Origin of the sequence: Plantibacter flavus (genome assembly GCF_900177615.1) — a bacterium.
Lineage (GTDB): Bacteria > Actinomycetota > Actinomycetes > Actinomycetales > Microbacteriaceae > Plantibacter > Plantibacter flavus.
This window is the reverse complement of sequence record NZ_FXAP01000004.1, coordinates 336,228-355,530: the sequence shown is the minus strand read 5'-3', so window position 1 is coordinate 355,530 and position 19,303 is coordinate 336,228. Positions and strand designations below refer to the sequence as shown.

General features: G+C 70.5%; 14 protein-coding genes. 7 read left to right on the top strand and 7 right to left on the bottom strand.

Features of this window, described 5'->3' with window-relative positions; all coding sequences use genetic code 11:
* Window positions 1–13: 13 nt before the first annotated feature.
* The 6 genes from mmsB to B9Y95_RS14080 all read left to right on the top strand — a co-directional run bounded on the left by mmsB (window position 14) and on the right by B9Y95_RS14080 (window position 7,809).
* On the top strand, window positions 14–1,267 hold the full coding sequence (gene mmsB / locus B9Y95_RS14105) for a multiple monosaccharide ABC transporter permease (protein ID WP_085512640.1): 1,254 nt from the start codon (window positions 14–16) through the stop codon (window positions 1,265–1,267).
* A 41-nt stretch (window positions 1,268–1,308) separates the two neighbouring features.
* On the top strand, window positions 1,309–3,045 hold the full coding sequence (locus B9Y95_RS14100) for a hypothetical protein (protein ID WP_085512638.1): 1,737 nt from the start codon (window positions 1,309–1,311) through the stop codon (window positions 3,043–3,045).
* Window positions 3,046–3,278: 233 nt separating this feature from the next.
* Window positions 3,279–4,976, top strand: a complete 1,698-nt coding sequence (gene araB / locus B9Y95_RS14095) for a ribulokinase (RefSeq protein ID WP_412458830.1) — start codon at window positions 3,279–3,281, stop codon at window positions 4,974–4,976.
* Entirely contained in the window at window positions 4,973–5,680 is a 708-nt protein-coding gene (locus tag B9Y95_RS14090; protein ID WP_071258853.1) for an L-ribulose-5-phosphate 4-epimerase, read from the top strand. The genes araB and B9Y95_RS14090 overlap by 4 nt, the downstream gene beginning before the upstream one ends.
* Before the next feature lie 140 nt (window positions 5,681–5,820).
* Complete coding sequence (gene araA / locus B9Y95_RS14085) at window positions 5,821–7,338, top strand: L-arabinose isomerase (protein WP_056014267.1); 1,518 nt, start codon at window positions 5,821–5,823, stop codon at window positions 7,336–7,338.
* Between the two features lie 150 nt (window positions 7,339–7,488).
* Window positions 7,489–7,809 carry a hypothetical protein gene (locus tag B9Y95_RS14080; protein ID WP_085512633.1) on the top strand — a complete coding sequence of 107 codons (321 nt, stop codon included), beginning with the start codon at window positions 7,489–7,491 and terminating at the stop codon, window positions 7,807–7,809.
* A gap of 30 nt (window positions 7,810–7,839) precedes the next feature.
* Here the strand turns inward: B9Y95_RS14080 and B9Y95_RS14075 are convergent, their stop codons facing one another.
* Genes B9Y95_RS14075 through B9Y95_RS14055 form a run of 5 tightly spaced genes read right to left on the bottom strand, consistent with a single transcriptional unit; the run spans window position 7,840 to window position 13,173 of the window.
* Window positions 7,840–8,682 carry a hypothetical protein gene (locus B9Y95_RS14075; protein ID WP_085512631.1) on the bottom strand — a complete coding sequence of 281 codons (843 nt, stop codon included), beginning with the start codon at window positions 8,680–8,682 and terminating at the stop codon, window positions 7,840–7,842.
* 42 nt (window positions 8,683–8,724) lie between these two features.
* The gene (locus tag B9Y95_RS14070; protein ID WP_234994112.1) at window positions 8,725–10,041 is read right to left on the bottom strand and encodes an alpha-L-fucosidase; all 1,317 of its coding nucleotides are present in this window, start codon (window positions 10,039–10,041) and stop codon (window positions 8,725–8,727) included.
* The gene (locus tag B9Y95_RS14065; protein WP_085512627.1) at window positions 10,038–10,916 is read right to left on the bottom strand and encodes a carbohydrate ABC transporter permease; all 879 of its coding nucleotides are present in this window, start codon (window positions 10,914–10,916) and stop codon (window positions 10,038–10,040) included. Before B9Y95_RS14065 ends, B9Y95_RS14070 begins: the two co-directional genes overlap by 4 nt.
* Complete coding sequence (locus B9Y95_RS14060; RefSeq protein WP_085512625.1) at window positions 10,913–11,824, bottom strand: carbohydrate ABC transporter permease; 912 nt, start codon at window positions 11,822–11,824, stop codon at window positions 10,913–10,915. Before B9Y95_RS14060 ends, B9Y95_RS14065 begins: the two co-directional genes overlap by 4 nt.
* The gene (locus B9Y95_RS14055; protein ID WP_085512622.1) at window positions 11,821–13,173 is read right to left on the bottom strand and encodes an extracellular solute-binding protein; all 1,353 of its coding nucleotides are present in this window, start codon (window positions 13,171–13,173) and stop codon (window positions 11,821–11,823) included. The genes B9Y95_RS14060 and B9Y95_RS14055 overlap by 4 nt, the downstream gene beginning before the upstream one ends.
* 225 nt (window positions 13,174–13,398) lie before the next feature.
* Between B9Y95_RS14055 and B9Y95_RS14050 the strand changes: the two genes are divergently transcribed.
* The gene (locus tag B9Y95_RS14050) at window positions 13,399–14,379 is read left to right on the top strand and encodes a cyclase family protein (RefSeq protein WP_085512619.1); all 981 of its coding nucleotides are present in this window, start codon (window positions 13,399–13,401) and stop codon (window positions 14,377–14,379) included.
* A gap of 55 nt (window positions 14,380–14,434) precedes the next feature.
* Here the strand turns inward: B9Y95_RS14050 and B9Y95_RS14045 are convergent, their stop codons facing one another.
* Both B9Y95_RS14045 and B9Y95_RS14040 read right to left on the bottom strand, forming a co-directional pair.
* On the bottom strand, window positions 14,435–17,317 hold the full coding sequence (locus tag B9Y95_RS14045) for a hypothetical protein (RefSeq protein ID WP_085512616.1): 2,883 nt from the start codon (window positions 17,315–17,317) through the stop codon (window positions 14,435–14,437).
* Window positions 17,314–19,203 carry an HSP90 family protein gene (locus tag B9Y95_RS14040; RefSeq protein ID WP_085512613.1) on the bottom strand — a complete coding sequence of 630 codons (1,890 nt, stop codon included), beginning with the start codon at window positions 19,201–19,203 and terminating at the stop codon, window positions 17,314–17,316. Before B9Y95_RS14040 ends, B9Y95_RS14045 begins: the two co-directional genes overlap by 4 nt.
* Between the last annotated feature and the right edge of the window lie 100 nt (window positions 19,204–19,303).

Below are 19,303 nucleotides of genomic sequence, written 5' to 3'. Positions count from 1 at the left end.
AAGGAGAACCGCAATGTCCGATCTGGACACCAAACCCACCGTCCCGGCAGGCGACGGCACCGCCGCAGGCGGCCTCGTCAACCCGGCCACCAACCGCTTCACGAGCTGGCTGACCCACATCCTCAGCGACCTCGGCAAGAACGGCATCTTCATCGCCCTCCTGCTCGTCGTCGTGTTCTTCGCCGTCATCACCGACGGCATCCTGCTGCGGCCGCAGAACATCTCCAACCTGATCGTGCAGAACGGGTACATCCTCGTCCTCGCGATCGGCATGGTGATGGTCATCATCGCCGGCCACATCGACCTGTCGGTCGGTTCCGTCGCGGCCTTCGTCGGTGCGGTCTCCGGTGTGTTCGCCGTGCAGATGCAGATGCCGTGGTGGATCGCGATCATCCTGTCGCTCGCCATCGGCGCGCTCGTCGGTGTCTGGCAGGGCTTCTGGATCGCCTACGTCGGGATCCCGGCGTTCATCGTGACGCTGGCCGGCATGCTCATCTTCCGCGGCCTCGCGCTCGTGGTGCTCGGCAACGCCAACATCGGTTCCTTCCCGGCGGAGTACCGCGCGCTCGGCAACGGCTTCCTGAACGACGTGTTCGGTGACTTCCCGATCGACCCGCTCACGCTCGGGATCGGTGTCATCGCCGTCGTCGGCCTCGTCGTGCAGCAGGTCCGCACGCGCCTCGGCCGTCAGAAGTACGGTCAGGACACCGAGCCGTTCCCGTGGTTCGTCGCCAAGCTCGTCCTCATCATCGCGGGCATCGGCTTCTTCGTGTACGCCCTCGCCGCGTACAAGGGCATCCCGGTCACGCTCATCGTGCTGGCCGTCCTCGTGCTCGTCTACGGCATCGTCATGAACCGCTCGGTCTTCGGCCGCCACATCTACGCGATCGGTGGCAACCGTCACGCCGCGGAGCTGTCCGGCATCAAGACCCGCAAGGTCGACTTCTTCCTGTTCGTCAACATGGGCTTCCTCGCGGCGCTCGCCGGCCTCATCTTCACGGCCCGCCTGAACCTCGCCGGTCCGAAGGCCGGTGACGGCTTCGAGCTCGAGGCGATCTCCGCGGCCTTCATCGGTGGCGCAGCGGTGCAGGGTGGCGTCGGTACCATCGGCGGCGCGATCATCGGTGGTCTCATCATCGGTGTGCTGAACAACGGTATGTCGATCATCGGCCTCGGCATCGAGTGGCAGCAGGCCGTCAAGGGCCTCGTGCTGCTGCTGGCCGTCGCGTTCGACGTCTACAACAAGCGCCGCAGCGGCGGACGCTGATCCCGAGGTCCGCGACCGCGGAACCCGGATCGATCCGACGCATGGACATCCACCACGGAGGCGAGAGCACCGGCGACCTGGCCGGTGCCCTCGCCTCCGTGCGTGGTGGCGAGGCGACCGCCGAGCGCGAGTCCTCGTCGGTCCCGCCGGCGGCGCTCGCGATCCTGCGGGACGGCACGCCGCTGCTCGAAGTGCCCGTCGGTACGGTGCACGCCGTGCTCGGACCGGTCTCCACGCTCCGGCACCTGATCGCGCGGTTGTCCGGGACGTCTCCCGCCCCGCGCGGCGCGGCCAGGGCCTCCGGCTCCGAGACGGTGCTCGTCGACGGCAGGCCGGCGCGGTTGTCGTCCCGGGCCGCATCGAGCGCCTCCGGGGTGGCGGTCGTGACGGCTGGGCAGGCCATCAGCTGGTCGCAGACCATCGGTGAGAACGTGCTGCTCGGGTCCGAGCGTGCGGCGGGCCTGCGGGAGACGGTCATGCGGCTCCTCCGAGGACCGTCCGCCGACCGGACGTCCGTGGGACAGAGCGATGCCGCGCGGATCCACCGTGCCCTGGGCGTCGTCGGGCTCGACCGGTCACCCGCGGACTCCGCCGGTGCCCTGTCCGTCGTGGAGCGTCGGCTCGTGGAGCTGGCCAGGGCGGTCGCCGCGGAGGCGTCGCTCATCGTGATCGACGACAGTGGCCCCGCGCTTCGAGCGGACGACCTGGAACGGTGGCGACAGGCGATGGCCGGGGTGGCCCGAGCTCCTCGAACCGCTGCCCCCGCACCCGGGGTCCTGCTCGCGACCGGGGCCGTGACGGGACTCGCCGGCTTCGCGACGACCGCGACCGTCCTCGACGGACACGGTGCCCCGTCGCCCTCGATCAGACTGTCCACCGCGGGCGGTGAACGCGAGGTGCTCGCGGCGTTGACGGACGCGGCGGCCGTGGGCGCCACACCCGACCCTCCCTCGGACGCGTCCACGACGCCGGACTCGGCTGTGTCCATCGCATCGTCGGTGACGGCTACCGGCCTCGCCGTCGGACACTGGACCGCGAGCCACCCGGCGGACCCCGAGCGGACCGTCGTCGACGACCTGTCCTTCGCCTGTGCACCGGGGGAGGTGCTCGGGCTGTTCGGTCCGCCCGACTCCGGTGCCGGGGAGGTGCTGCTGAGCGTCTTCGGGCTGTCGTACGGCGCACGGACCCGTGGTTCGGTGGCGCTCGACGGTGCGGTGGTCGACGTCTCGACGCCGGACCTGGCGCGCGCCGCGGGGGTCCTGTACACGACGGAGCACCCGATCCGCTTCGACCTCTCGTTCCTCGGCGGGGTGCCGTCGAGCGTCTCCCCGGACGCCCTCGCGAGGATGGTCAGGCTCGGCGTGGCCGACCCGCGCCGCGACTACCGGGCGACCACCGTGCCGAGCGGCCTGCTCGCCGCGCTCCCCGGCGTGCACCGCGGACCGGACGCCGACCAGTTCACCGAGTCGCTCCGGATCATCGCGGACACGGGGGCGCGCGCCGTGCTGCTCGCCGAACCGTTCGGTCGGGCGGGCGCCCCCGGCTCCGAGAAAGCACGTCGGCGGGCTGAGCGGTGCGCCCTCATCCGCTCGCTCGCGGCTTCCGGCCGGGCGGTCGTCGTCTCGAGCGAGGACCCGGCGGCACTCGCAGCCGTCTGCGACCGGGTCGTCGCCGTCCGCGCGGGCCGGATCGTGGGGACCGTGGGCGCGATCGGCGTCGCGGATGCCGAGCGTCTCGACGCACGCGCCGTCATCGAGGCGATGGGCGGTCTCGCATGAGTCGAGATCGCATCGTCCTGTCCATGGCCACGGCAATATACAACGTTGTACACTGGAGCGCGGCCCAGCCCTGATCCACCCGACCGAGCAACCGCCCCCACCCGCTTGCACCACCGCATCGCGAATCAACCGAGCACCAGATCGACGAAGGAGTCCCACCGGTGAACACCGAGCAGAACCCGGCCGCCAGCGCCCCCGAGCAGGCGACAGCAACGCACGCCGAGACCTACACGATCGGTGTCGACTTCGGCACACTGTCCGGCCGAGCCGTCGTCGTGCGCGTGTCCGACGGTGCCGAACTCGGGTCGGCGGTGCTCGACTACCCGCACGCCGTCATGGATCGCGAGCTCGCCTCCACCGGCGCCGCGCTGCCGCCCGACTGGGCGCTGCAGGTGCCGGCCGACTACGTCGCCGTCATGCAGTCCGCCGTGCCGCGCGCCGTCGAGGCCGCCGGGATCGACCCCGCCGCCGTCATCGGCATCGGCACCGACTTCACCGCCTGCACGATGGTCCCCGTCATCGCCGACGGGACGCCGCTCAACGAGCTCCCCGAGTACGCCGACCGCCCGCACGCCTACGTGAAGCTGTGGAAGCACCACTCCGCGCAGCCGCAGGCCGACCGCATCAACGAGCTCGCCGCCGAGCGGGGCGAGTCCTGGCTGCCGCGCTACGGCGGCCTCATCTCGAGCGAATGGGAGTTCGCCAAGGGCCTCCAGCTCCTCGAGGAGGACCCCGAACTCTACGAGCGCATGGACCACTGGGTCGAGGCGGCCGACTGGATCATCTGGCAGCTCACCGGCACCTACGTGCGCAACGCCTGCACCGCCGGCTACAAGGGCATCTACCAGGACGGTGCCTACCCGAGCCACGAGTTCCTCGCGGCCCTCAACCCCGCGTTCGAGCGGTTCGCCGACGACAAGGTCGCGCACGAGATCGGTGAACTGGGCGCCGCCGCCGGCACCCTGTCGGCCGAAGCCGCTGGGTGGACCGGTCTCCGCGAGGGCATCGCGGTCGCGGTCGGGAACGTCGACGCGCACGTCGCGGCACCCGCGGCGCAGGCCGTCTCGCCCGGCCAGATGGTCGCGATCATGGGCACCTCCACCTGCCACGTCATGAACGGCGACGTCCTCCGCGAGGTCCCGGGCATGTGCGGCGTCGTCGACGGCGGCATCATCGCCGGCCTCTACGGCTACGAGGCCGGGCAGTCCGGCGTCGGCGACATCTTCGCCTGGTACGTCGCGAACCAGGTCCCCGCCCGATACACCGAGGAGGCCGCCGCGCGCGGTGTCAGCATCCACGAACACCTCACCTCGCTCATCCAGGACCAGCCCGTCGGCGCGCACGGGCTCGTCGCCCTCGACTGGCACTCGGGCAACCGCTCGGTCCTCGTCGACCACGAGCTCTCCGGCACCGTCCTCGGCCTGACGCTCACGACCCGCACCGAGGAGGTCTACCGCGCACTGTTCGAGGCGACCGCCTTCGGCACCAGGAAGATCGTCGAGACGTTCAACGCCTCGGGCGTCCCCGTCACCGAGTTCATCGTCGCCGGCGGTCTGCAGCGGAACCCCTTCCTCATGCAGACGTACTCCGACATCCTGCGCCTGCCGATCTCGATCACCGCGAGCGACCAGGGGCCGGCGCTCGGCTCGGCCATCCACGCCGCCGTCGCCGCCGGGGCCTACCCGGACGTCCCGGCCGCCAGTGCCGCCATGGGCAAGGTGAACCGCGCCGTCTACACGCCGAACGAGGCAGCCGCCGACGCGTACGACCTGCTCTACGCGGAGTACGCGACGCTCCACGACTACTTCGGTCGTGGCGCCAACGACGTCATGAAGCGCCTGAAGCGCATCCGCCGAGCCGCCCTCGGTGGCGGCGTCGACAGCCTGCCGACCGACACCGAGACCACCGCCCTCGAAGGAGCAACCGCGTGAACACCTACTCACCCGAGATCGAGGTCGCGATCGCGCGCGTCCGATCCGACGTCGCCAAGCTGCACGGCGAGCTCGTCCGGTACGGGCTCGTCATCTGGACCGGCGGCAACGTCTCCGGTCGGGTGCCGGGAGCCGACCTCTTCGTCATCAAGCCCTCCGGCGTCGACTACGACGACCTCGCGCCCGAGAACATGATCCTCTGCGACCTCGACGGCAACGTCATCCCGGGCACGCCCGGTGCTGAACGGTCGCCGTCGAGCGACACCGCGGCGCACGCATACGTCTACCGGCATATGCCCGAGGTCGGCGGCGTCGTGCACACCCACTCCACCTACGCGGTGGCCTGGGCGGCACGCGCCGAGCCCATCCCGTGCGTCATCACGGCGATGGCGGACGAGTTCGGCGGGGAGGTCCCGATCGGTCCGTTCTCGATCATCGGCGATGACTCGATCGGACGCGGCATCGTCGAGACGCTCACCGGTCACCGGTCGCGCGCGGTGCTCATGCAGAACCATGGGCCGTTCACGATCGGGAAGGACGCCCGCGACGCCGTGAAGGCCGCGGTCATGGTCGAGGACGTCGCCCGCACCGTGCACATCTCGCGTCAGCTCGGCGAGCCGAAGCCCATGCCGACCGAGGCGATCGACGCCCTGTTCGACCGCTACCAGAACGTCTACGGCCAGGCGCCGCAGGGCGCGCTCTAACCCGACCGACCTCCGGTCCCTGACACCCTCCCGGTCCCTGACACCCTCCCGGTCCCTGAGCTTGTCGATGGGCCACCCCGCCACGGTCCCGCGCTTCGACAGGCTCAGGGACCGAAACGACCTCAAGAAAGAACCCACCAATGCCGAAGCCCACCACCACGCTCGACCACTACACCGTCTGGTTCCTCACCGGCAGCCAGAACCTCTACGGCGAGGAGACCCTCCGTCAGGTCGCCGAGCAGTCCCAGGCCATCGCCGCCGAGCTCGGCGCAGCCGCCGACGTCCCCGTGCGGATCGAGTGGAAGCCCGTCCTCAAGGACTCCGAGTCGATCCGTCGCGCCATGCTCGACGCGAACGCCGACGACAGCGTCATCGGTCTCGTCACCTGGATGCACACCTTCAGCCCGGCCAAGATGTGGATCGCCGGCCTCGACGCGCTGCAGAAGCCGCTGCTCCACCTCCACACGCAGGCGAACGTCGAGCTGCCGTGGTCGGAGATCGACTTCGACTTCATGAACCTCAACCAGGCCGCGCACGGCGACCGCGAGTTCGGGTACATCCAGACGCGTCTCGGCGTCGCCCGCAAGACGGTCGTCGGCCACGTCTCCGACCCGCGCGTCCAGCGTGAGGTCGGCACCTGGCAGCGCGCTGCCGCCGGTTGGGCGGCCACGCACGAGCTCAAGCTCGCACGCTTCGGCGACAACATGCGGTACGTCGCCGTCACCGAGGGCGACAAGACCGAGGCCGAGCTGCGCTTCGGTGTGCAGGTCAACACCTGGAGCGTCAACGAGCTGGCCGAGGCCGTGCACGCATCGACGGACGCCGACATCGACGCCCTCGTCGCCGAGTACGAGGAGCTGTACGACGTCGTCCCCGAGCTGCGGAAGGGTGGCGAGCGGCACGAGTCGCTCCGCTACGGTGCGGCGATCGAGCTGGGCCTGCGCTCCTTCCTCGAGGCCGGCGACTTCGCCGCGTTCACGACGAGCTTCGAGGACCTCGGCGAGCTGCGTCAGCTGCCGGGCCTCGCCGTCCAGCGTCTCATGGCCGACGGCTACGGCTTCGGTGCGGAGGGCGACTGGAAGACCGCCGTCCTCGTGCGCGCCGCGTCCGTCATGGGTGCCGGCCTCCCCGGTGGCGCCTCGCTCATGGAGGACTACACGTACCACATGGAGCCCGGCAACGAGCTCATCCTCGGTGCGCACATGCTCGAGGTCAGCCCGACGCTCTCCTCGGCGCGCGCCACCCTCGAGGTGCACCCGCTCGGTATCGGCGGCAAGGAGGACCCGGTGCGCCTGGTCTTCACGGCCGACTCCGGCCCCGCCGTGGTCGTCGCGATGAGCGACATGCGCGACCGCTTCCGGCTGACGGCGAACGTCGTCGAGGTCGTCCAGCCCATCGAGGCCCTGCCGAAGCTGCCCGTCGGGCGCGCCGTGTGGAAGCCGGCTCCGGACTTCGCGACCTCGGCCGCCGCCTGGCTCACCGCCGGTGCCGCGCACCACACGGTCATGTCGACCGCCGTCGGGGTCGAGGTGTTCGCCGACTTCGCGGAGATCGCCAAGACCGAGCTCCTCGTGATCGACGAGTCGACCACCACGCGCGACTTCCAGCGCGAGGTCCGCTGGAACAACGCGTACTACCGCCTCGCCCAGGGGTTCTAGTCCCGGGACGATACGACCGAGACGGCCTCCCGCCCACCGGCGGGAGGCCGTCTCGCGTCGTGGTGTCCTCGATCGTGCGGTGCGACGACGGCGCTTGCTAGCCTGGGGCGACGCGCCGGGGGTGGCGCGCTGAACGACGGGGGTCGACCGATGACGGATGTGTTCACGCAGACGGAGCAGCACGAGCCGGGCGACGACGGGACAGCCGAGCCGACGAGGCTCGGATGGAAGCTCGCGATCGGTGGGACCGTCCTCGTCGCCGGTGTCGGAGCGGTCCTCGCGATCGTCGCAGCGACGGGCGGGTTCACGGCAGCCGACCCAGCGGCCGCCGAGCGGGCGATGGAACGGTGCATCGCGGAGCGGGCGAGCACCATCATCGACGCCGGCGACCGCACCCCGGCCGAGGCCGCCGCCGAGGGATGTGCGCTCGATGCCGAGTCGGACACGTTCCTCGACGAGTACGGCGACTGACCCGGGTCGGTTCGGGCGCGTTCGGGCGCGCTACCGGAGCCCGATGATCGTGCCGACGACGAACAGCCCGAGCGCGCTCCACATGAGGATGTCGTCGACGCTCATCCGGACGGTGAGGCGCCGACCACGGGTGCTGACGCGGCCGGCCGCCGCGGTCGAGGCCGACTCGTCCGCCTTGGCGCTTCGCCGGTCGCCTCGGGTCTCCCGCCACCGTGCCCAGCGTTCGACGCGGTCGTCCACGGCGTCGACAGCGGCGGCGATGTCCTGCCAATCGTCGACCTTGGTCGTGACGAGGTCGTCGGTGGTGACGAGCAGCAGCCAGTCGTCGACGATCTCCACGTCGAAGCCGCGTACGTGGTCGAGCAGTCGCGCCATCACGTCGGGCGTGAACAGGTGGAGGGCGTCGGCCTCGTAGCCGACCGGGCAGTACAGCTGGAAGTGGCGGTCGAACCCGCCCTCGAGGCTGAGCCGTTGCGTATCGGCAGGGGCGCCGGCACCGCTCATCCCTCGGCGCCGGCCGTCCTGGGCGCGCAGCAGGATGTGGGGGAGCGCGACGGGCATCCGAAGCGCGCAGTAGCCGCCGAAGGGGGCCGCGAGGTTCTTGCGGTTGCCGATGACCTCGTCGTCGGCGATCTCGATGCCGCGCGGCTCCCGGCTCCGGAGGACTCGGTGGAGGTTCACCGACCCGCGGCTCCGCCAGGGCATGTCGCGCTGGAGGGCGATGGGACCGACGCGGTAGTCGAATCCGTTGGCCTCGGCGAAGGTGGCGAGGCGGAGGTGTGTGCGCCGCAGGGTCCTGCGTGACCAGACGCGGATCGTCATGCGGACGAGGATCACGGCGAGGAGGATCATGACCACCACGAGCGTGCCCATGCCGAAGGCGATCCCTCCCGCGTTCCTGCCGCCTTGAGCCGCTCAGTCGGGGGCGTCCGTCGGGGCCTCGTACCCGACCGGCAGCTCGGGGACGGTGCTCGTGCCGGCGCGGAACGCGGTGACCGCGAGGAGCGCCGGTACCGGCGCTTCCGCAGAGCGGCCCGCCTCGTCGGCGACGTCGGGGACGAGCGCGATCGTCAGCCGGTCGGTGGTGATCGGTTCGAACACGTGCACCCTCGAGACGCCGACGGAACCGGCTTCGACGAGCGTGCGGCCGTCTGCTGCCTGGACCTCGTGGCGGTCGATGAGCTGCCCGGCGGTGAGGTCCTCGTGCAGCCGGAGGTGATCGATGGTGACCGGCTCCGCGAACGTGACGGTGACCGTCGACCCGTCGGTGGTCAGCGTTCCCGGGATCGGTCGCGCGAAGCGTCGGTCGCGCTCCGCGGCCCAGGCGGTCACGCGTTCCACATCGGCGTCGGGGAGGAGCCCACGGGTGTCTGGTGGGAGGTTGAGGAGCAGGTTCGCGCCGAGTCCGACGGACCGGTAGAAGATCGCGAGCAGATGCTCGACCGACTTCGGCTCGTCGTCCGGGTGCCAGAACCAGCCGCGGCGGATCGAGACGTCGCACTCGGGCGGGAGGTAGAGGGCCTCCTCGAACCGGCTGGTGACGACGGTGTAGTTGCTGAAGTCGGTGTGGTCGACGACGTACCGCACCGGGTCTTCGGCGAGACCGTTCTCGTTGCCCACCCAGCGGATCGTCGGGGCGCCCATGTTGAACACCATCGCCTGCGGCTGGAGCCGTTCGATGATCGCGGAGATGCCGGGCCAGTCGTAGCTGTACCCCTCGGACCCGGCGCCGTCGAACCACAGCTCGACGAGCTCGCCGTAGTTCGTGCACAGTTCGGTGAGTTGGCGGGCGTACACCTCGGCGTAGCGCGCCTCGTCGGCGTACTCGGGAGCGTGGCGATCCCACGGCGAGAGGTACAGCCCCAGTCCGAGACCCGCTTCGCGACAGGCTGCTGCGAGCTCGGCCACGATGTCGCCGTGGCCGTCCCGCCACGGTGAGGATGCGACGCTGTAGTCGGTCGTCGTGGTCGGCCAGAGACAGAACCCGTCGTGATGCTTCGCGGTGAGGATCACGTATCCGGCGCCGATCGAGGCCGCCACGCGCACCCACTGCCGCACATCGAGGTCGCTCGGATCGAAGCTCGAGGCGGGGAGTGTGCCGTCGCTCCATTCCTTGCCGGCGAAGGTGTTGACGCCGAAGTGGAAGAACACGCCGAACCCGTTCTGTTGCCAGCGCAACTGGCCCTCGGTCGGGACGGGACGGTGCTGGTGGTGGTGCGGCTGTTGACTCACTTGACTCCTCCTGCTGCGACGCCTCGATGGAACCATCGTTGCAGCACGATGAACACCACGAGGACGGGGACGACGGCGATGATGGATCCGGCCATCACGACCCTGGGGTCGAACCCGAACGACGACGCCGAGAGTCGTGCGAGTCCGAGCGAGACGGTGAACGACGACTCGCTCCGCAGGACGAGGAGCGGCCACAGGAAGTCGTCCCACGCGGTGATGAACGAGTTGACGACGACGACGAGCATGGCGCCGATCGACGACGGCAGGAAGAGGGCGGTGAACCGCTGCCACTCCGAGGCTCCGTCGAGGAACGCGGCGTCTTCGATCTCGTCGGGCACCGCCGTGAACGCGGCTCGCATGATGAGGACGTTCATCGCGGAGACCGCGCCGGGGAGCCACGCGCCGACGAGGGTGTCGAGCAGGCCGAGCTCCTGGGTCATGAGGAAGAGCGACACCATGATCGACTCGAACGGCACGACCATCGACACGATCAGCACGGTGAAGGTGACCCGCCGCCCGCGCCAGCCGCGTCGGGAGAGCATGTACCCGGCGGCGGTCGGCAGCACCACCTGGGAGGCGATGGTGAGCGCGCAGACGATCGCGCTGTTCGTCAGGTAGGCGTCCATCGGGATCTGCCGGAAGATCGTGACGTAGGCGTCGAGGGTCGGCGACTGCGGGAACAGGGTTGCGTCGCGCCCGAAGAGTGCTTCGCCGGAGCCCTTGAGCGACGACAGGAATTGCCACAGCAATGGGCCGATGGAGATGACGAGCACGAGGAGCAGGAGCGCGTACCGCACCGGTGTCGTCCTCGACCAGCGCTGACGCCGACGCCGCAGGAGTGGTCGTGCGGGCGGCTGCTCGATGTGCGCGCTCATGCGTCCCGCTCCCCGCCGAAGCGCTGAGCCAGCACGGCGAACACGGCGGTGAGTGCGAACAGCGCCACGCTCGCGGCCGCACCGTAGCCCGCGTTACCGGTGATGGGGTCGAGCGCTGCGTCGCGGATGAAGAACGGGAGTGTCCGTGCCTCGCCTCCCGGACCGCCGGTGGCGCCGCCGAGCAGGTAGACCTCGCTGAACACGCGGAGCGACCCGATGCCGGCGAGGAGCCCGACGAGGAGCATCGTGAGGCGGGTGCCCGGCACCGTGATGGTGAGGAACCGTCGCGTCGGGCCGGCGCCGTCGAGCTCGGCCGCCTCGTACAGCTCACGGGGGATGTTGGAGAGCGCCGCCAGGTAGAAGATCAGGTACCACCCGAGCCCACGCCACACCGTGAGGGCGATGGCGCTGAGCAGGATGAGCGATCCCTCTGAGAGGAACGGCACCGCCTGCTGGACGAGACCGACCCGTTGGAGCATCGTGTTCACGGGCCCCTGTTCACCGAGGAGGTTCTGCCAGACCAGTCCGACCGCGACGACGGACGCCACGATCGGAGCGGCGTAGGCGGAGCGGAAGAACCCCATCCCGGGCAGCCGGGTGTGGACGAGCTGTGCGAGCAGCAGCGGGAGGACGACCAGCAGCGGGACGGCGATGATCGCATACAGCACGCTGTTGCCCGTCGCGGACCAGAACGCGGGGTCCTGCAGGATCGAGCGGTAGTTGTCGAGGCCGACGAACGCTCCACCCATGCCGAGCGGGGACGCGTCGGTGAACGACAGCGCGATGGTCCCGACGAAGGGCCCGACGCTCCAGACAGTGATCATGAGCAGCGCGGGGGCGCACCACAGCAGGGGCACCCAGGGCGGTCGATAGCGCGCCGCCCCGTTGAGGTGGATGGCGGTCGTCATCGGGCGTCGGCTCCGATGACCCGGTTCGCCGCGTCCTGGGCGGCCTGGAGTGCCTCACGCGGCGGCTTCTTCCCGGTGAGGGCCAGCTGGAGCTCGGCGTTGACCGCGTTCGCGACCGCGTCGCTCCACTGCACGATGGTCACGATCTCCGCTTCGTCGGCGAGGTCGACGGCGAGACGGTTCGCCTCGTCGATGGGTGCGGTACCGGTGATGTCGGTGAGCTTCGGGATGTCGAGCGACTCGGTGGTGCTCGGGAAGTTCTGGATGCGTGGGTCGCTGATGAAGCGGCTCTGCTGCTCGGCGGCGAGGAGGAACCGCGCGAACGCGATGGCGGTGGCCGGGTTGGTGCTCGTGCTCGGGACACCGATGGTCTGCACCTCGGCGATCGCCGTGCCGCGTCGGTCGAGGAGGGACGAGACGCCCACGTGCTCGTAGACGCCCGGGTTGCCCTCCTGCACGTACCGGAGCGACGAGGCGTTCGGTGAGCCCCAGACGGCCGCGCCCTGGGTGAACAGGGCGGTGGGCTCGTCATCGGACGCGATCGAGTCCTTCGGGATGCCGCCGGCCAGCGCGAGTCGTGTCATGCGCTCGGTCCACTCCTGCACGGCCTGATCGTCGGCGAAGACGAACGCCGAACCGTCGTCGGCGATGACCTCGGCCTCCTGCAGCTGCCACTCGAGCGGGAGTCGCAGACCGAGACTCGCGGAGAAGGCGCTGAACTCGCCGTTCGACCGTTCGGCGACCTGATCGGCAGCATCGAAGAGTTCCTCGAAGGTGGTCGGCGGTTGCTCCGGGTCGAGCCCGGCGCGCTGCATGAGCTCGGTGTTGTACGTCTGGAGGCCGATGAGGCCCCAGTACCAGGGGAGCATGTAGTGGTGGTCGTCGCCCGGGAGGACCAGGCTGTCCCACAGGCTCGGGATGAAGTCGTCGCCGATGCCCGGTGACGCGGCGTCGAGGTCGGCGAGGAAGCCCTGTTCGCGCAGCCCGCCGGCGGTGGCGAGCGGCATGTTCACGACGTCTGCCAGCGAGCACGCCTGCGCGTCCGCGACGAGCCGGGTGGCGAAGCTGCCGTCGCCAGGGTCGTCCTCCCAGGTGACGGTGGTGCCGGGGTAGGCGGCCTCGAACTCCTCGATGAGTTCGGTGAAGTACTCGGAGAACGAGGCCTTCAGCGCGGTGGTCTGGAACGTGATCTCGCCCGACGGCGTCGTGTCGACCGGCGTGCCAGCGGCGAATTCGTCTGCGATCGCGCAGCGACCGACCCGCTCGCCCCCGGCGTCGCTCGTGCACGCGGAGAGCGCGGCCAGTGTGGCGGCTGCAGCGGCGATCGACAGGGTTCGATGGTGCTTCATGGTGGCTCTCCTCGTCCGCGGACGGGTTCGTCAGCCGTCCTTGCATATCGAGGATAAGCATGAGGTATGTGATATGCAAGCCCTGTGTACAAAAGCCTCACGAGGGCTGCTTGTGGAGTGCGCTCAGCCGTCCAGTCGACGGGACCCCACGGTCATGGCCGGATATCGGTGGCCCATGGCCGAGAATCCCTCGGCAGGGTTCGCGGCACCCGTCAGAATGAGGGCATGACCGAACAACGCGCCGTCCTCGATGCCACCGTCAGCTTCCTGAACGGCGGCGGTCTCGCCGTCGAGGACTTCCGTCTCGACCTGCCACCCGCCATCGCACAGACGAAGGGGAAGGCGCAGCAGCAGGAGGTCGGTCGGCTGCTCGTCACGCACCTCGGTCTCGCGATGGTCGGCGAGATCCGCATCACCAAGCTCGAGATCGTGCGCGAGCAGCACAAGGGCTCGCGCGGGATCCTGGCGGCGGCAGCGGCGGCCGGGCTCGAGATCCCGGACACCGCAGCCCAGGCGGACGCCGTGCGCCCCCGTCCGGAGGGCGCGCTCGTCGAACTCAGCCACCCGATCCGAGCCGGCCTCCGCACCTACCCGGGGCTGCCGGAGCCGGTGATCCGTCCGTTCCTCACGCGTGAGGACTCGCGCTCGAAGTACGCCGAGGGCACCGAGTTCGCGATGGACATGATCGAGATGGTCGGCAACACCGGCACCTACCTCGACAGCCCGTACCACCGCTACGCCGGCGGCGGCGACCTCGCGAGCCTGACGCTCGAGCAGCTTGTCGACCTCCCGGCCGAGGTGTTCCACCTCCAAGACTCGACGGAACGCGGCATCGGCGCGAACGTCTTCCTCGAGCGCGACCTGCGCGGGACCGCCGTGCTCCTGCACACCGGGTGGGACCGCCACTTCGCGACCGAGGCCTACACGAAGGACGCTCCCTACCTCGCCGAGGACGGGGTGCGGTACCTCGTCGAGCAAGGCGTGGTGCTGGTCGGCATCGACTCCATCAACATCGACGACGCCGAGCCCGGGTCCGGTGGCGCGCGTCCGGCCCACTCGCTGCTCCTCGAGGCCGGGATCCAGGTGGTCGAGCACCTCACCGGCCTCGAGCAGCTCCCCGCGAGCGGCGCCGCCTTCACGGCGACGCCGCCACTCGTCGAGGACTTCGCGACCTTCCCCGTCCGCGCCTTCGCGCGACTGCCCTAGGCGCGGTCCGAAGACCGTCCTCGCGGTGCCGTCGGCCCGCTGAGGACGATCCCGATCACTCCTCGATCTCGGCCCGGAGCAGTGCCGCATCGGTGTGCTCCTCCAAGCGCTCGTACGCGTCCGCGAGCTCGGCCGTGACCGTCGTCCAGTCGGGCGAGCCTGCAGGGAGGCGTCCGCGAGCCGAACGGAACAGCTCGACGGCGCCGGTGTGGTCGTCGACGGCGACCCGCGACCTCGCCGCGAACACCTCGGCCACCGCCGCGCCGTTCTCGTCACCGGCGGCCACGAACCCCGCGGCGGCGAGCCGAGCGGTCGCCGTCGCGTCGTCCGCGCGACCGAGCGCACCGAGCGAGCGGGCCTCCGAATCGGTGATGTCGGCCACGAGCCACGCCGCCTCGTGCGCCGAGGCGATGTCACGAGCCTCCGAGTAGAGCGGCAGCCCGGTGTCGTCGCCGAAGGCCGCCCGTGCGCTCGCCGCACGCTGGAGTGCCTGGACGAGGAGCTGCGGGTCGCCCAGCCGGCGAGCGGCGGTGAGTGCCTGGTCGATGACCTCGACCGCGTCGTCGTCCTCGAACTGGACGAGGAGCGTGCTCAACCCGAAGCCGGTGCGGATGACCACCTGGTCGTTCCCGACGGACGCGGCGTCGTCGATCGCGGCGCGCCACACCCCGTACGCCATGCCGTGTTCGCCGATCATGCGCGCGGCCTCGCCCATGTTGGCGAGCAGGTCCGCGAGCTCACCCGGCGCGGCGTGCTCGCGCTTCGCCTGGTAGACCTCGTCGTAGTGCTCGAGCGCCGTGGCGGCATCGCCCGCGAACTGGAGGTACCGCGCGAGTTGGAGCGTGAGCGAGTCGAGGTCGGCGTACTCCGCCCGCTTCGCGTGGGTGATCGCGAGCTGCATGCGGGCCGCGGCCTCGCGATCACGGTCGGCGTCGCTCAGGAGGGCTGCCGAGAGGGAGCACGCCTGGATGATCCCGAGTCGGTTGCCGAGGACGGTCTGGAGCGCGACGAGTTCGTCGGCGAGCGCGACCCCTTCGGCGAAGGCCCCGGCACCGCCGAGCATGCGGGTGCGGAGCGTCAGTGCCGGGAGGCGGACGGACGCCCGCTGCCCGGGCTCGAGGAGTGGGTCGAGGAGCTCCACCGCCTCCTCGATCCGGCCGGTCACGGCGAAGAGGTGCGCGTGCAGGAGGCGGGCCGGCGGGCCTGCTTCGCCCGGGTCGTCGACCGCGGCGGCGAGCACGGCCTCTCCCGCGAGCCGGTCGGCGATCCCCATGAACCGTTCCGCGGACTCCTGCTCGGTCTGCGATCCCGCCAGCTCGAACGCATGGCGTGCGGTGACGACGAGCGTGTGGATGAGCCGGTCCGCGTCGACGGGGACGAGACGGGCGTCGTCGAGCTCGGCGAGCAGGAGGGTGAGCCGGTCCTCGGTCGCCGTGCCGAGGAGGGCCACGCCGAAGCGGGCCTCGACGTCCGCGACCGCGATACGTCCTGCTGCACGCAGCGCGGTGTCGCGGTCGGCCCAAGCCGCCCACGCGCGGTCGTCGTCACCCTCGATGACCGCTGCCTGCGCGATCGCGCCCAGGAGTCCGGCGCGGAGGTTCTCGTCGGGATCCGCGTCGTCCGCGAGGAGCGCGAGGCCCTGCTCGGCGGCGACGATCGCACCGCGTGGATCGGCGCTCTGCAGGAGCGCGGAGGTCCGTTCGCGCCACTCGGCGGCCGTGGTCGCCGGTTCAGGCTCAGCGACAGGCGCTGCGAAACCCTCGACCGACAGCGGGAGGTCCCACTGTTCCGTCGCGAGTGCCCGCGCGGCCTCGAGCCGCTCGGTGCGGAATCCGTTGCCGTTGCGTTCGTCGAAGGCACGGGCCAGGTGCTCGGCGGCTGCCCAGGCGCGCGCCGCGACCGCGGTGACGGTCCACTCGGCCGGGTCGGTCGACTCGGTGCCGAGGTACCGCGCGAGCTCCGGGGCGTCGGCACCGCGGACGGGCAGATCACCGTGACCGGCTCGGGCGACGGCATCCAGCAGGACCCCGACCGCGATCAGCCCGTCGGCGTGCCCGGACAGGTTAATGGGGTCGTTGACGAGGGCCGGCAGGTGGCGTTCGAGCATCGCCAGGCCGCGCGCCTCGTTGCCCGTGACGGCGCAGAACACGAGGTGGTCGGCGATGATGCCGAATCCGTCGGCGTTGGAACGGGCGACCCGGTAGCTGCGCTGGTGCGCCGCCTTGGCATCGTCGAACCGGCAGGCGCGGAGGTAGGGGAGGAGCGCCTGTGCCTCGCTCGTCTCCGGCTCCTCGCCACAGCTCATGCGGTTCTCGAACATCTCGTCATAGATCCGGATCGCGTCGTCGTCGTGCCCGCGGAGCTGGTGGAACCAGGCGTCCTCGTTGCGCACGCACGCTTCGCAGTGGCTGTAGCGGTCGTCCTCGATGGTCGAGCGGCGTTCCAGGAACGCGGCGGCCTCGTCGAGGCGACCGGTCACCGTCGCGATGTGGAACTGCGACTGCACCACGCCGCTCATCGTGGCGCCCGCCGCCGCGTACCTCGCCCGCATGTCCTCGTGCATGGCCTCGATCTGCGCGAGCGAGAAGGTCGGGTTCGTCGACAGCCGGCCGGCCATCCACTTGTACTGGAACAGCAGGTCGCAGCCGTCGACCGTGATCGGGAAGCGCTCCGGGTCTGCGTCGTGCTTGCCGACGCACCAGCCGAAGGAGCTGAACATCGCGTCGGTGTCGCCCGTCATGTGCGCCGACTGGGTCAACCGCATGCGGGTCGCGTAGGCGGCCTCCTCGTCGCCGGCGGCCTCAGCTCGCCGGAGTGCCTCGTCGAGCAGGGCGCGCTCGGCGGGACCACACGGCAGGGTGTCGGCCTCCTCGAGGAGGTCCTGGACGCTCGCGTCGGGGTCGATGTCGTTCACGGGGGTGGCGGTGGTGTCGGTCATCGGAGTTCCTTGTCGTCGAGACCGACACTGAGGCCGATCAGGTCGGTCATGGCTGCGTCGAGCATGCGGCGGTCGCGTGCTTCGAGGGGGCGGTGCCCGGCGAGGAGCGCCTGGACGTAGAGCAGTTGGATGCTGCGCTCGAACACGAGGTCGTCGTCGAGGGTCGCCAAGCGGCGGACGAGCGCCGCGTTCCAGTTGAGGCAGAGCCGGGCTGCGGTGTCGGCCTCAGTGCCTCCTGGGCTGGCTTCGGCGAGGAAGGAGTCGACGGCCCCGACCACCTGCGACCAGATACCCGGCGCGACCGAGGCGGCCCGGTGCCGCTCGAGCCGTCGGAGCACGGACGGGTCGGCGACGTACAGCGCGGCGAGGTCGTCCGGCCGGTACCGGCGCACCGATACCCGGCACTCGACCTCGGCGAGCACGCGGCTGGCGCGGTCCTCGAGTGCCGTCGTCGCGGCGAGGTCGTCCAGGTGCGGCGGCTCGAGGTTGTCGAGCTCGTCGGCGACCGTCACCCGTTCGACCCGAACGCCGTCGATCAGGTGGGGCAGTCGCTCCAGGATCTCCTGGTCGTACACGTACCCGCCGTTGACGATCGGTGAGGCCGGATCGACGACCGCGGCGATCTGACGGAACTCGTCGCGGGATGCCGTGTACCGGATGACGCCGGTCTGCGACAGATGTTCGTCGATGGTCATCGTGCCGGCGGAGGTCTCGATCGGCAGCCATCGGACGACGGCGCTCGCGAGGTCGTCGTCGTGCGCGGCGATCGCCTTGATGCCGAGCTGGTGGACGCCGATGAACTCCTGGAGCCGGTGCGGCCGCTGGCGGGCGAGGTCGAGGATCCACCGTCGCAGGGCTGATCCGATGGCCTCGCGGGTGAACTCCAACGCGTCGTCCTGCACGAGCTGCTCGCGCGACGCCGTCGGGCGGAGCCCCGTCGTGTCGACGATGCAGCGCACGAAGAACGCCCACTCGGGAAGCAGGTCGTCGATCTGTTCGCTCAGCAGCATGCCGCCGAGGTAGACCCGGCTCGCCTGCCGGGCGCCCGGCGGAGGCGGTGAGGGGAGGACGAAGGCGGTGCCGCGGGTGCCGGTGCCTGGCACCACGATCTCGATGGCATCGAACGGGCGCGTCCCGAGGAGGTCCTCCCCGAACGCCAGGAGCGCCTCGCGAGTGGTGGCCTCAGCCGTCCGGAACACCGGGTCGACGTTGATGCGCACCGGGTGGTCGGGTGCGGAGGGATCGACCACCTCGACGTCGAGGTCGAGGAACCGTCCGAAGGTCGTGGCGAGGCCGAGCACCGTGCCGTGACCGAGCAGACTGCCGTCGTGCAGCGGGCCGTCGATGCGTGGGTCGAGTACGACCTCCGAGCCGATCGGCATGGCGGCGGTCGTGGCGTCGTCGAGTTCTCGGATCGTGAACGTGCCGTCGGCGTCGCCGATCCACTCGATGGCCGGACCGCCACGAGCCGAGCGGCTGCGGACGGTGATGGTGTCGGCGACCATGAAGCAGCTCAGCAGACCGATGCCGAACCGGCCGAGGTAGTCGCCGCGCTGGAGTTCGTCGAGGTCGCCGCGCTTGGAGCTGCGGCCGACCGTCGCCAGCAGCTCGGCGGCTTCGTCGCGGGTGAGCCCGACGCCGTCGTCGCGGAATCGGAACGGTGAACCCGCCTCCGAGCCGGACGGTGGAACGTGCGGGGTGATGAGGAGTCTGCCGGGAGGTGCCGTCGGGTCCTCGGCGCGACGGGCGGCGACGGCGTCGCGTCCGTTCTGCAGGAGCTCGCGGAGGTAGACGCGCGGTCCCGAGTAGATGTGGCGGCTGAGCAGGTCGACGACTCCGCGGAGGTCGACCTGGAACGGCAGCGGGGCTCGGGAGTGGTCTGGCATGGCTCTCTTCCGTCGGCGGCTACGGGGCCTGCATCGGGGGTATATGCAGGGGGGATCGGGCTCCGGGCAGGCGGACCGCGACCGGTTCGTCTGCAGCCGG